Source organism: Paenibacillus sp. 1-18 (assembly GCF_000520755.1).
GTDB lineage: Bacteria > Bacillota > Bacilli > Paenibacillales > Paenibacillaceae > Paenibacillus > Paenibacillus brasilensis.
Genome location: NZ_ASSB01000252.1, coordinates 1 through 12,651 on the forward strand (window position 1 = coordinate 1; position 12,651 = coordinate 12,651).

A 12,651-nucleotide genomic window follows, 5' to 3' on the forward strand; every position below is an offset into this window, starting at 1 on the left:
CTAAGTGGGAAGTGATTATAAGCATGCAAACTAAAATAGGCCCCCATTCTGCAAGCGAAAATACTAATGTCCTCCCGGGATAGCTATAAATATCTTATCCGATTCACCGCCCCACAAAATTGCCGGAATACCCTCTATTTTCAACTTTTGCTTTATCATTACTTTATCCTCGCTTAAAACAGCCTATTGTAAGTTACCTTCCGGGTCAAAAAACAAACTACGCCGCCATCATACTTATTGTATGGGATTCAACTCGTTTTTCTGAGGTGTGACTCCAAAGCAGCTTATTATTGACGATACCAATCATCACGTCTGGCTCTACCACATCCTGATAAGAGAGCATAACCAATGTTGCAATATCTCCCATCTGATATGCAGCCGTCAACGCCCTTAGAAAAGTTTTCGATTTTTCACTGTCCGGTAAGGATAAGTCTCCTTTTAGAAATTCCTCCTGAACGGCTCCTAGCGATTTTCGTGCCCGATGAAGTGCAACTTTTACCGCTCCCTCCGTTGTACCCAGTATGTCAGATGTTTCATTAATCGAATATCCAAACACATCTCGCAGCACAAAAACAGTCCTCTGAAGCGGAGATAAATGTTTTATTAAAGACTGTAACGCGATTTCGATTTCAAAAGATCCATGTTCCGGCGCAGTTACTTTCGCTTCTTCCTTGTTCAATATCCGAGTGAAGACTGCTTTTCTTCGCATATCATCAATCCAGGTATTTTTAGCAATCCGCAGCAAAAGCGCTTTGGGATTTGTGTGTTCGAATTTATTTAACTTTCCTAATGCTTTTACCCAAGTGTCCTGAGCCAGTTCTTCCGCATCCCAATTTGACTTCGTAAGTGACAGACAGTAGCGCTTCAGGACCGCCTGTAATTCCTCAAAGTTGTGGATGCTCATTGTATTGTCAGTCATATGAATAGAATCATCTATGTTCATAGGCCTTCTCCTCCACGGTCTTATTCTCCCTTTGCTAAAGCAAAGCCATTTGCTACCTTCATTGTAAACGAACAAGAAGTTGGAGAAGTTACACCATCTACGCAAATCGTTTTCCCATTAAAACTCCGTATCTTTTTACGATCTCGGTTCGTTTACAAGAAGAAATCAACTGAACCAAGAAAATGGGGGTATCACAAATGAGTGCTTATGTTCCTTATGTTGTTGAGCAAACTGCTCAAGGTGAAAGATCGTACGATATCTATTCCAGACTGTTAAAGGATCGTATTGTGTTTGTAGGAGCAGCCATCGACGATCAATTAGCTAACAATATTATTGCTCAGTTATTATTTCTGGCGGCAGAAGATCCGGAAAAAGAAATTTATATGTATATCAACAGCCCAGGGGGCTCTACCTCCGCAGGATTTGCCATTTATGATACGATGCAGTACATCAAACCCGAGGTGCATACGATATGTACAGGGTTTGCCGCTTCGTTTGGCGCAATTCTTTTGCTGGCTGGCGCCAAAGGGAAACGTTCGGCACTGCCGAACAGTGAAATTATGATCCATCAACCGCATGGCGGCGCACAAGGGCAGGCCAGCGATATTGCGATCAGCGCAAAACGAATTTTATTAATTCGTGAAAAGGCAAACCGCATCACAGCTGAACGGACCGGCCAACCTTTGGAAAAGGTCGAAAAAGATATGGACCGGGATTTTTACATGTCCGCTCAGGAGGCATTGGAGTATGGGATCATCGATCAAGTGATAACTTCTTTTGAAGAGTATGCATAGGACTTGATGATTCCCTGATCCAGCTAAGAAACTACAAGAAAAAATACGAGGTGATTTCATGTTAGCAAGCTTGCAAGGCAAGGAAGTTACTATTCATTTCATCGATGGAACATGTGCATGCGACGGGGTATTGGATCAGATTGACGACAAGTTCGTTAAATACCTTACGCAATATCAGATGCTTGTCATTCCAATCACGTCCATTCGTACCGTATCCATAGACTCTAAAGAAAGACAGCCATATAGAGTTGGATTTGCCCCATAATTCTATTTTAACATTACTGGCACTCGCCGATCCGACAAGTAAAGTGATCCTTTCATGACTTGTGGAATCAACGAACCGCATGGGTGTAAATTATTTATGGAGGCATGATATTATGGAAATCTCAAAGGGAGTAGAAATGCTTCAGCTAGATTTTCATGGGAATATGATTCACCCCATTCTTTTATGGGGTCAAGAAATGGCTGTTTTAATAGACACAGGATTCCCTGGACAAATGGAAGATTTACGCTTGGCTATGGAAAAGGTAGGCGTATCGTTCGACAAACTAAAAGCTGTGATTTTGACACATCAGGATGTGGATCATATAGGTTGTCTTCCTGAGATTTTGCAGGAGTGTGGCAACAATATTAAAGTATATGCACATGAGCTGGATAAGCCGTATATTCAGGGAGAGCTCCCTCTTTTAAAAGATAGTCATCTTGAGAATCCTCCGAAGGGTAAAGTGGACGTTACCTTAATAGACGGCCAGGAATTACTGTTTTGCGGAAGGATTCAGATCATTCATACGCCTGGACATACACCTGGTCATATCAGCCTTTATTTAGAGCAAAGTAAGATTCTCATTGCTGGGGATTCGATGTATAGTGAAAATGGGATTCTCGCGGGAATTCATGCACCGACCACACCGGATATGAGAGAAGCTCGTATCTCATTGAGAAAGTATTTAGAACTCGACATAGCATCGGTAGTTTGTTATCACGGGGGATTAAGTAATGTACATGTGAATGACCAGATATTAAGACTTAGTCAAGGATTATAAAGTTAAAATTAAAGTTCCGGCAAGCTACAAATAAAAGCGATCATGCATACTAAGCATGGTCGCTTTGTTATTTCACCATTGCAAAAAAAGTGTCCGTTATTATTATGGAATCCTCCTTTCCAACTCTACACTTACCCAGAGAAAGACTTACAAGCAATCAAAATAATAATAACTCCGCTTAAGACTGTGCTGAACTGACCTAATGTGAAAGAGCCGATACGTATCGCCGACACTTTTTGTCCCAGCATCACGCCAAGCCAGACCGTGATATAGCTTCCAATTGCCGCAGTCAGAGAGATCGCAAGCGGGGACAGTCCCATCAGGCCGGCACCGATCCCATTCGTAATGGCATTAGCGGCAGTGCAATCCCCAGCACCGCTGCCTCAAAGTATCCTATAGACCCTGATTTATCTTTATCTACCATTTCAGGATTTTGCAGAATTCCTTTGAGTGATCCGTCTGAGGCAGCCTCCCTAGCTCCTTCACCGTCCTGGCTAGATGCTTGTTTTTTACGCGGTACTGCCAGCAGAATGATGCGGACACCAACAATGAACAGCAATAACGCTCCAATCAGGACGGGTAATACGCCCGGAAGAATCTTCGCTAGCCACTGGCCGGATATGATCCCTGTCATGCTAAGGATGAAACAGATAACCGCAATGATTAAATTTGATAAATAGTTAATACGGATACCCCGAATCCCATAAGATATTCCAACACCCAAATTATCCAGACTGGATGATATGGCAAAGCCAAAAATTAAAAGCCAAGCAACCATGGGTCTCTCACTCCTTGTTGTTTGTTTACAGCCATACTATTGAGCATATTGCAAAAAGGTGCTCATCATCTCTAAAAATGTTGAGATTCCCTCAACATTCGATACAACATCAACACAAAGTGAGGTGAACTGCAAATGTCCGATGAGAAAAGAAACGTTACACTGGGCGAGACACTGGTCTCCTTGCTGAAAGAACGCTCTTTATCTATGCGTAAGCTAAGCGCCGCTACCGGCATAGATACGGCCACAATATCGCGGATTGTTAACGGGAAGCAAAGAGCCAAGCCAGAACATTTGGAGGCTTTTGCCCTTCATCTTGATGTTCCCTCCGCTCCACTCTTCCAAGCTGCTGGTTATGGCGCCTCCGCTCCACCAATTTATCATAACCAATCAAACGATATTTTCTCCTCCATCAACAGTATTAAAGAAACCCTTCAAGCCTCCAACCTCATGGACCACCAGTTTACTGCCGACCAGGTTCAGAAGGAACTGAGCAAATACGAGCCCTATGTCCTAACCGAAGAAGGAGCGCGGATTATCCACAATGACTTTCCCGGTAAAGTAAAAAGCGTTAACGGCGCAGGCCCATTCATTGAAGAGCTCAAAAGAATGTATCAGCTCTACAGTAGCGATAACATTACTCCGGAGGAGCGCTCGATTCTCGGCAGCGGCTTGCTTTACTTTGTCTCTGCCACAGATATCATCCCCGATTATGTTTTTCCATTAGGCTATTTGGACGATGCAATCGCCGTACAAATTGTACTGGATCGCCTCCAGGATACCAAGAACAACAAGCCTCAGCCTTGACCCATGACCTGTTAGAGTATGATTGATCGTTCAAGAACTTATGCATGGGCTAACAAAAAGAGGCTCCTCTTTGCAGAAAATACTCCGCATAGGGGACAGCCTCTTTTTCTTTATCATACTTTTTGTTCCACATACGGTTGAAAACTAAAATAGGATCACCATTATGGTTTGGCTTGCCTAAGTTTGGAGACACGCCCTAATTCATGAAAAATTCTATTGTTTTCTGCCAAGAATCTGATTGACCAAAAGAATTTCCTTTTAAAGTACCACCACAAGTAAAAACGCCTCCACCCATTTTTAAGTTCAATGTTTCGCTTAAAGGTATTACAAACGGTATTGGTAATGGGTGACCTAAATCCTTATAGTCTAAAAGATTGTATTTGTATTTATAATTGTTTTTTTTCAAAATACTCATTATTTCTACACATGCATCGTGAGTATTCCAAATATTATCTTGCTGACCTGCAATCAGCAATAAATTTGCATTTGCATTCTCTATTTTTATTCGAGCCTCCTCTTTATTTCTTGCCCTTTCCACACTTTTTTTATATGTAGTAGTAAACCCAAAAGGTATATTCTTTGCTAAGCAATCACGCTGATGCTCATAAAAAATGTCATTATCAACTGGTATAAATGGTAATGATCTCCCTTCATATGACCATGATGAAACATTTTTACCACTCATCAAACCATCCAACGCTTGAAAACAATATGCATGAGGTGCAGAAGCCACAACTTTAGCAATGAAATCATATCGTGATGCCAAAAGTAACGCCAATTCTCCACCTTTAGATGTACCATGTACATATATTTCATTAGTACGTGTTAATGGATTCCTTTTAAGCCAAGAGAACACCTTTTCAAAATATTCAAGGGGAATTTCCTCGAGTTTTTTAGGCAATCCCTTTTCATTGAAATATCCAACGGTTAAAACATTAAAACCTCTAGATGCCAATGGTCCTGACAAAAGCGAAAGACCATTTCGTTCACCATCGGATCCACCCAATACTACAATCGTTTTATTATTTGAGTTTTCAGTGTAAAACAACTCTCCCATAAATTCATCAGTAATCTGTTGACTTTTCACTTCCGGTAACTTAAACATACGCTCTAGTCTTATGCATTCTCGATCTTGTCCATTTTCACATACTATGTCAATAAATACACTATCATCTATTGAAATATCAAGAGCGATATTCCCCCCCTCACTATTAATCTTCTGTAAAGAAGCTATAAGCCCCATAGTATCTATATAATCATAAGTTCCAGAATCAGGTTTGTGTTTTGATAAATCAACACTACCGTTTGAATCCGCAGTAAACCAAGCAAATGATTGATACTTTTCACTGACTGCCCATGGAAAATGCATGGATGCAGTTATTTTCAATTTGCTCTCTGGTGGTAACCCTGTGACACAAAAATCGATTTTTTCATCAATAAGTGCAACTCTTGATTGTACTTTTAATTTCATCTCGCAACCCCCAAAGATAGTATAGGATTTTGATGGAGAAATGTTATCCATTTCAATTCCCATCATTTAAAAATGTTTTCTCCGTATAATAAAACTATCTAAAGCTCGAATTTGTGCTTCTTGAAACCCTTCTAAGTCTTCAAATTTATAATTTACATCTTCCTCAAAACCAACGTACTCTTCGTTGTTGGTACCATATATTCTTTTCAATAAACTCCATAACACTTCCAATTCTTCAGTTGTGAATTCATTAAAAATATCTGCCATTAGGCATATTGCTTTCTCACCACATTCCAGCATGACTCTTTTCCCTAATTCCGTGATTTCTACGTTAATGGCACGTTTGTCCCGTTTGCTCGGTGTCGTAATCAGGTATCCTTTATTCTCTAAATTGACTATAAGCTTTTGTGCACTTTGTTTGCTTGTTTCTAACTTTCTTGCAATATTAACAAGTGTTGTTTCCTCCTCTGGCAAATGAGCTATTGCCAGCATGATCATGTACTGTCGTGATGTTAATTTCTCAAAATAGTTATCGCCTTGTATTTGCAATTTATTAGTAACGGAAAAAAAAGTAGTGTAAGTTTGCTGCATTAGATGTAACTCTCTAATAGCTTTAGAATATTCCATAAATATATCCTTTCTTTTTATTGTCACCATACTGACTATGCATATAATAACAACATTCTACATCATAGTCAACATGGTGACTATAATGTAGAATAGAAATTTCAAATATTTAATAAACAATTTCTATTTTAGTACTGGGTTCCCTAATCGTTATGAACGGTCATTCCGCTCATGTATCTTTTGCCTTGGCAACCATTTGAGAGTACAAGTTAAATATCATTAGGTCCTCCACTCTCGCCAGCAATTAGCTCATAATCAAACATTTATCGCAGAAAGATACACCTAGCGTTCCACTCAATATGCCGTAATAATCTGTTACTTATTATGGTTATCCTCTAGAGAGACGTATCCAGCAATTCTGACCTTAAACAAACTCTCAAAATAAATTGAGACAAATGCACTACAGCCTGATTAAGCATCCTGTTCATTTGTTTTTTCTCCATTTAGATATAAAAAACTTATTTCTCCTCATCGTTCGAGGTGAAATAAGTTTTGACTGAGTACATTTATCCAGATGAACAGGAGACTTACCAATCGACCTCTTCAAGTAGACGGCATAGCATCTTTTTTTCAAATTCATCTAAAATTTTAAAACCAGATATTTCTTCTTCATTTTCTCCAAGTTTTATCATAGTAGCAATTGCTAAGTCTCCCACCTTATAATTGCCTAAAAGCTTATCTTGAGGTTCCCTTTTTAAAGATAATCCATTTAACTTTTTTAATATTTCCTCTGCTCGAATACCTTCTTTTCCGATATGTGTCATTGCATGATATAAAACTATGGGGTTCTTTTCTTCTAGCAAATTTTCTAACTCATTTATTGAACATTTTCCTTCTTCTATTTTTTTTACTATATTCATTTTTTCCTCCTGAATTATTTTAAATGACTTGTTAGTAATTTTCTTTCTTGAATATAATTTTCAAATAACATATTTGCAATATCATTACGTCCCAAATCTTCAGCAATTTTTATTTCTCTCATATATGCATTTAATTCCATCTTCACACGATTTATCGTTTGAAAATGGTAACTCATTCCGGGGAATCCTTGCTTTGAATCGTCCAGGTAATGTGTATACTCATGAATTAACGCTCCTATAGAAGCGTCTTCATCTATTATTAGTTGGCCAGGCCCACTTTTGCTAGGAGAATAAGCCATTGTGTTGCCTTTATAAATAACTTCTACTCCCTCTGAATGTAATTCGTCAATAATTTTATTCCATTCTTGTGGATGTGACTCTCTTCCGGGTCCAATAACTTCTTTTAAAGGATCATCGGGATTTTTTCTAAATTTATCATCAATATCCCTATAAAATCCCCTTCCAGGAGCAGGGTGCTGTTCACCTTCTTTCAAGATATTGTTAATACTTTTAGCACCTTCATACTTAACGGATCCCTCCAAAATATTTTTGGGCTTAATTAGCGCTTTGGTCGATGTAGAACCTATCATCAATCCTGCTGTACCGATCATATTAGCCCAGTGTTCCTTTGACCACGCATTGGTAGGATTGAATGCACCCTGAATCATGCCCGTTACTCCAAATGTACCGAAATTGAGCATGTCATTCCATGAATCGTTTTGTTTGGCTGCTCGTTCCATGTATCCTTGATACATTCCTTTGGGAATACCGTACGTCATATAATCCATGAAGCTCCAGAATGAATCAAATTTTTTCTCATATCGTTCTGAATTAGCTGATACAAAATCCTGACCAAGCTCTGCTAAGCTATCCGCCGATTTCTGGAACGCATTTCGTGTATCTGGAGCAGGAATAGCACATGAATTAGGTGGAGGTGGTAAACAACTAGCGTCAATATTACCTGTTTCCAATAAATCAGTTAATTTAAACTTATCCGCATGATGGCGCAATTCTTTTGCAATAGAATCTGTAAGTGTAACAAAGTCATTCATATTCTTCTGAGATGTTTGGAATCTGTAATAAAATTACTCTTTTATTATACCCTCCCAGAATCGTTCCATAAACGAAATTTGCTGCAATAATTGACTATTCATCTGCATCACCGTTTGCTGCGCAAGCTCAAATTTCTTAGAGACAGTTATAAGTTGTTCAGGTGTCACTTTAATGGTTGTCATAATTTACCTCGGTTGAGTTCATTAAGACATAATAGCATTAGTCAAATTTATGGAAAACCATCTTTATTACTAATTTGTTACTTGAATTACATTGTTTTACACCTAAGACCACAGACTTATATGTCATTCCACGGTGCTTCCTCAAATGATTTTAACATCAATGATTTCCATTATCGTCAACGCCCCTGCTTTGTACCCAGAAATATAATCTGAGGCGGATAATATAGAAATTAAAACATCATGTAAATCGGATAGTTCTTCAACTAATTTATAATCTTGTTCCGACAATCTTGCTTTTAGAGTTTCCATAGAAGCGGATATTTTCTGATGGACTAGCTCAAGCTCAGGGTTTTTAGGTTTGGTTCGTTCGCTTGGGTACCATTTTCCATAATATAAATCCTCCAAGATACTCATATATTCATCTTCTCCCTTCTGTTCTGATAAAGAATTTGTGTAATTTTCAGATATGTAGATGCATTCTGTTTCCTAAAAAAGAATATCCTAATATAATGTCATTAGTAGTTTTTAGCGAATATTTCACTACTAATCATTAAAAAGCCCTATCCCGTAGGATAGAGCTCTACATTCATGATGACAACTTTCATAGTTGCATTTTCTACTCTAATTTACCTGATCTAATTGTTCGGCGGATTAAACTAATTTGGCATCGAAGTGTGTTTTGAGATAGAATCGATTATTAAATCCCAGTCGTCATAGTGAAGCTCATGCCCGGCACCTTCCAATGTCAGTAAAACTGCACCTGGAATTTCGTTAGCAAGATTTATTCCGTGTTCATAAGGGATAATCGGATCTTCAGTACCGTGAATCACCAGAGCAGGGACGTTTATTTCCCCTGTCCTAGCCAGATAGGATTCTCCACCTGACAGCATTGCGTGATTGTTCATGCTGGCTATATTGTTGCTTCTTTTCCATTCTTCTTTTGCTAATTTATAAACTTTATTCTCATCGAAAGGGTGTTTTGAACCTACTAAAATTCTTGATCTACCTATCACAAAATCGACGACCGATTGTTCGTTCGTCCAATCTATTGCCCCCATATTCGAGAAATAGTCCATAACCTTTTCCTCCATCGGTGGAAGATCTGAAGCAAAATTGGACGTTGCTAAAAGGGTAATGGTTAGAACTCTTTCTGGATGTCGCAGAGCTATCATTTGAGTCAGCATTCCACCCATGGACATCCCTACGATATGCGCTTGCTCAATCTTACAAGCATCCAACACTCGAATAGCATCATCTGCCATGTCTTCGAAAGTATAGGCCGGTTGACTAGGTTCATAGGTTGTAGAACGTCCAACATCTCGGTTATCATAGCGAATGACAAAGCGACCTGTCTCAGCTAAACGCTGGCAGAATTCTTCCTCCCACCAGACCAGTGAGGATTGAGCCCCCATAATCAGTAATATTGCCGGGTTAACTCGCTTTCCGAAACTGTCAGTACAAATTTCTATTCCATCGCTTTTTATGAGTTGTTCGTTCATATAAAATTCCTCCCCTCAATGATATATAAAACAAAAAAACGCAGAATATTAGTCTGTGTTTACAGTATAATCGAAAAATAATTTAGAAATGAACACAATAGTGATGGATTCGCAGTCACTTAACTCCATAAAGTACCTTCAGTTCCTCTTCCTTCATCGTAAATGTATGTTTTTCTTCACATCAGCAGTATAAGCTTGAATGGACTCCAATATAAACGGATTCAGCGAATGGTATTGTTTCACAAACTTAGGGAGCCGTTCAACACCATAGCCTAAAATATCATGATATACGAGAACCTGGGCATCCACATCCAATCCCTCCTCCTCAATTTAAATGTGACATATATTCAAATGCGGTTGTCCCATATACACTTTTAAAGTGTTTATTTAAATGGGTTAAATCAACAAAACCACATTCAGCTACTGCTGAGTAAGTATCTCTATTTTTTTCTATTAACTGCTTTGCACGTTCGATCTTGCAGTTAAGAAAATATTGGTATGGTGAAATTCCGGTATGAGCATTGAATACACGGATAAACTGAAATTTCGATAAATTTAGCTCTTTACATATCTCGTCAAGTTAAGTACATGTTCTAAGTTGGTATGAATCATATCCTTCGCTGTTCGAATTTGAACCTTCTCTTTCTTAATTGTCTGTAGAAAGATTGGTTTAAAAAAGGCTATCCGCCAAGGATAAAAGTAATTCGCTACGCAAAGTCTCATCTATTTCGCTTAAGACAGCATTAGAAAGACTTAGTATTTTTTGTTCAACTCTATAGTCATACACAATTGGCGTTGAATTCATGAGGAAAACTCCTTTTAGCGTATTCTCATGAAATATTACATCTGAAGATAAATGGCATATAGTATATTATTCCATGTATTGAATCCTTCGTAGCAACTTCGGCTGGCCCTAACTAGGCCCCAGATATGGATTTTAGTGTTTTCGTAGTTAAACCGATGTTTTCAACAAATAAAAGTACCCCTATGTAATTACATCTACTTTACGGGTGGTCTCAGCTTCGCTGGTACTATCTCTGATAACGAATTTGTCCTTATCATACAAAGCTTTCAAAAAAAGAGAATAGACACACAATTGGTTTCTTTCATGCTGTTTGCTATATCAGAATATCCCTTATCCAAGAGTTGCATCGTCAGTTTCTTGTTGTTCGCAGCTGTTCAAAAATTACTTAGCCCGAATCCTCCACTATTGAAGATGTCATTGACCTTCTCGCTTCGTTCAATTTGTTTGCCTTTCCCTACCTTGAGGCAATTCTGTATCTTTTTTTGCACAGTACATCCCTGATCCAAAAAAGTTGAGAAAGACAGTCTTTTTTTATTTGGCCAAACATGCAATTTTTAATCAAGTTTTTTCAGTATGGCCTTTTTACGCCATGATTTTCGGTATTGTGTTTCCTTTTGTGCTATGGCTGGTGGGTAAGGTAGGCGGCTCGTTGAAATTACGTAAAAAGTATCACTAAAGTGCGTTGGCTGTATGAACATACTGTCCTCAAATAAACTTTTGTTGTACTCATTATTGCAATTTAGCAAAAAGTAACTCCAGTTCCTCCCTCTCAAGATGTCTCCATTGCCCACGTTCCAGATGATCTAAGGTAATATTCATAATTCGAATACGTTCCAGTTTTAGCACTCTATACCCCAAGGCCTTGCACATTCTGCGAATTTGCAAGTTCAGACCCTGCGTCAAAATAATGCGGAACTCGTATTCACTTGTACGATCAACCTTGCACGGTTTGGTAAAGACGTTCAATATTTCAACGCCACGAGACATGGCCTGCGTAAACTCGTTTGTAACAGGTTTGTCTACAGTCACTACATATTCCTTCTCATGACCATACTCGGAACGCATCATTTGATTGACAATACTGCCATCGTTGGTTAATAGAATGAGTCCCTCTGACGCTTTATCCAGCCTGCCAATGGCAAAAACACGTGAAGGATAATTGACATAACGAATAATATTGCCCTCCACTTGTTCCGCTGCCGTACATACAACGCCGATAGGCTTATTTAGCGCCAAATATACAGGTTCACTACGGTTAACTGGAATAGCTTCCCCATCAATTAACACGATATCCTGTGGCTCTACTTCCGCACCCGCTTCACATACGCTGCCATTAATTGTAATTCGTCCTGCTGCAATCAGCCTGTTCGTTTCCCGACGTGAGCAGAATCCTGTCTCGCTGATGTACTTGTTAATTCTCATGATCCACCTGCTTCTGATAGTAATTAATTAAAAAAACACCTGATTGTTCTTGCTTAATCAGATGTTCGCCGTTTACGACAACTTATACTTTCCCGGCTTATTTGCTACTGTTGCCGCCGCTTTTATTCCTTGTTGGTCTAGCAGTACCGCCTTTTGTGCCACTTGCCGCTTTGCTTCCCGGTGCGCTTGTAGAAGCGCTTTTTGTCCTTACTGGCTTCGCTGTTTTATTCCAGCGTGTCCAACCCTTACTACCTGTACCTCTGCCGGTCCCGCCGCCCTTGCTTTTTCCACCCATATGATCACTCCATTACTTGTCGTTCAGATTTAACTAAGCTATCATACCATTACTTTGATCATAATGCCCATT

The 12,651-nt window shown here is 39.0% G+C and carries 12 protein-coding genes and 4 pseudogenes; 4 read left to right on the plus strand and 12 right to left on the minus strand.

Going from position 1 to position 12,651, the window contains the following annotated elements; all coding sequences use genetic code 11:
• Nucleotides 1–217: 217 nt before the first annotated feature.
• Complete coding sequence (locus L693_RS0115960) at nt 218–943, minus strand: RNA polymerase sigma factor (protein WP_025718206.1); 726 nt, start codon at nt 941–943, stop codon at nt 218–220.
• A gap of 197 nt (nt 944–1,140) precedes the next feature.
• On the opposite strand from L693_RS0115960, the gene clpP reads away from it, so the two are divergent.
• From clpP to L693_RS0115975, 3 genes are all read left to right on the plus strand, one after another.
• On the plus strand, nt 1,141–1,737 hold the full coding sequence (clpP, locus tag L693_RS0115965) for an ATP-dependent Clp endopeptidase proteolytic subunit ClpP (protein WP_025718208.1): 597 nt from the start codon (nt 1,141–1,143) through the stop codon (nt 1,735–1,737).
• A gap of 58 nt (nt 1,738–1,795) precedes the next feature.
• Complete coding sequence (locus L693_RS0115970) at nt 1,796–2,002, plus strand: hypothetical protein (RefSeq protein WP_025718211.1); 207 nt, start codon at nt 1,796–1,798, stop codon at nt 2,000–2,002.
• A 112-nt stretch (nt 2,003–2,114) separates the two neighbouring features.
• Nucleotides 2,115–2,780, plus strand: a complete 666-nt coding sequence (locus L693_RS0115975) for an MBL fold metallo-hydrolase (RefSeq protein ID WP_025718213.1) — start codon at nt 2,115–2,117, stop codon at nt 2,778–2,780.
• Between the two features lie 131 nt (nt 2,781–2,911).
• Here L693_RS0115975 and ytaF read toward each other — a convergent pair.
• Nucleotides 2,912–3,558, minus strand: a pseudogene (ytaF, locus tag L693_RS0115980) (sporulation membrane protein YtaF).
• Between the two features lie 135 nt (nt 3,559–3,693).
• Between ytaF and L693_RS0115985 the strand changes: the two are divergent.
• On the plus strand, nt 3,694–4,365 hold the full coding sequence (locus tag L693_RS0115985) for a DUF1232 domain-containing protein (protein WP_025718214.1): 672 nt from the start codon (nt 3,694–3,696) through the stop codon (nt 4,363–4,365).
• 196 nt (nt 4,366–4,561) lie between these two features.
• On the opposite strand, the gene L693_RS0115990 is transcribed toward L693_RS0115985, so the two are convergent.
• The 10 genes and pseudogenes from L693_RS0115990 to L693_RS0116035 all read right to left on the minus strand — a co-directional run bounded on the left by L693_RS0115990 (nt 4,562) and on the right by L693_RS0116035 (nt 12,579).
• On the minus strand, nt 4,562–5,902 hold the full coding sequence (locus L693_RS0115990; protein WP_231503670.1) for an acyl-CoA thioesterase/bile acid-CoA:amino acid N-acyltransferase family protein: 1,341 nt from the start codon (nt 5,900–5,902) through the stop codon (nt 4,562–4,564).
• Complete coding sequence (locus L693_RS0115995) at nt 5,903–6,463, minus strand: MarR family winged helix-turn-helix transcriptional regulator (protein WP_025718219.1); 561 nt, start codon at nt 6,461–6,463, stop codon at nt 5,903–5,905.
• 527 nt (nt 6,464–6,990) lie between these two features.
• Complete coding sequence (locus L693_RS0116000; RefSeq protein ID WP_049825182.1) at nt 6,991–7,323, minus strand: hypothetical protein; 333 nt, start codon at nt 7,321–7,323, stop codon at nt 6,991–6,993.
• A 14-nt stretch (nt 7,324–7,337) separates the two neighbouring features.
• Nucleotides 7,338–8,558, minus strand: a pseudogene (locus L693_RS32130) (WXG100 family type VII secretion target).
• Nucleotides 8,559–8,699: 141 nt separating this feature from the next.
• Nucleotides 8,700–8,972 (minus strand): DUF6809 family protein, encoded by a 273-nt coding sequence (locus L693_RS0116010; RefSeq protein WP_025718223.1) that lies wholly within the window; start codon nt 8,970–8,972, stop codon nt 8,700–8,702.
• A gap of 242 nt (nt 8,973–9,214) precedes the next feature.
• A complete protein-coding gene (locus L693_RS0116015; protein WP_025718225.1) occupies nt 9,215–10,057 on the minus strand; it encodes an alpha/beta fold hydrolase in 843 nt (280 codons plus the stop codon).
• 115 nt (nt 10,058–10,172) lie between these two features.
• A pseudogene (locus tag L693_RS29360) lies at nt 10,173–10,375 on the minus strand (3-methyl-2-oxobutanoate hydroxymethyltransferase); the annotation flags it as partial.
• Between the two features lie 7 nt (nt 10,376–10,382).
• Nucleotides 10,383–10,856: pseudogene (locus tag L693_RS29365) on the minus strand (helix-turn-helix domain-containing protein); the annotation flags it as partial.
• A gap of 735 nt (nt 10,857–11,591) precedes the next feature.
• Nucleotides 11,592–12,284, minus strand: coding sequence for a pseudouridine synthase (locus L693_RS0116030; protein ID WP_025718227.1), 693 nt, complete (start codon nt 12,282–12,284; stop codon nt 11,592–11,594).
• Between the two features lie 97 nt (nt 12,285–12,381).
• Nucleotides 12,382–12,579 carry a DUF3934 family protein gene (locus tag L693_RS0116035; RefSeq protein WP_025718230.1) on the minus strand — a complete coding sequence of 66 codons (198 nt, stop codon included), beginning with the start codon at nt 12,577–12,579 and terminating at the stop codon, nt 12,382–12,384.
• Nucleotides 12,580–12,651 lie beyond the last annotated feature (72 nt).

Bases quoted from the DNA above. Each gene is read 5' to 3' on its own strand.
- L693_RS0115960 (WP_025718206.1), bottom strand. From the start codon at position 943: ATGAACATAGATGATTCTATTCATATGACTGACAATACAATGAGCATC.
- clpP (WP_025718208.1), top strand. From the start codon at position 1,141: ATGAGTGCTTATGTTCCTTATGTTGTTGAGCAAACTGCTCAAGGTGAA.
- L693_RS0115970 (WP_025718211.1), top strand. From the start codon at position 1,796: ATGTTAGCAAGCTTGCAAGGCAAGGAAGTTACTATTCATTTCATCGAT.
- L693_RS0115975 (WP_025718213.1), top strand. From the start codon at position 2,115: ATGGAAATCTCAAAGGGAGTAGAAATGCTTCAGCTAGATTTTCATGGG.
- L693_RS0115985 (WP_025718214.1), top strand. From the start codon at position 3,694: ATGTCCGATGAGAAAAGAAACGTTACACTGGGCGAGACACTGGTCTCC.
- L693_RS0115990 (WP_231503670.1), bottom strand. From the start codon at position 5,902: ATGATGGGAATTGAAATGGATAACATTTCTCCATCAAAATCCTATACT.
- L693_RS0115995 (WP_025718219.1), bottom strand. From the start codon at position 6,463: ATGGAATATTCTAAAGCTATTAGAGAGTTACATCTAATGCAGCAAACT.
- L693_RS0116000 (WP_049825182.1), bottom strand. From the start codon at position 7,323: ATGAATATAGTAAAAAAAATAGAAGAAGGAAAATGTTCAATAAATGAG.
- L693_RS0116010 (WP_025718223.1), bottom strand. From the start codon at position 8,972: ATGAGTATCTTGGAGGATTTATATTATGGAAAATGGTACCCAAGCGAA.
- L693_RS0116015 (WP_025718225.1), bottom strand. From the start codon at position 10,057: ATGAACGAACAACTCATAAAAAGCGATGGAATAGAAATTTGTACTGAC.
- L693_RS0116030 (WP_025718227.1), bottom strand. From the start codon at position 12,284: ATGAGAATTAACAAGTACATCAGCGAGACAGGATTCTGCTCACGTCGG.
- L693_RS0116035 (WP_025718230.1), bottom strand. From the start codon at position 12,579: ATGGGTGGAAAAAGCAAGGGCGGCGGGACCGGCAGAGGTACAGGTAGT.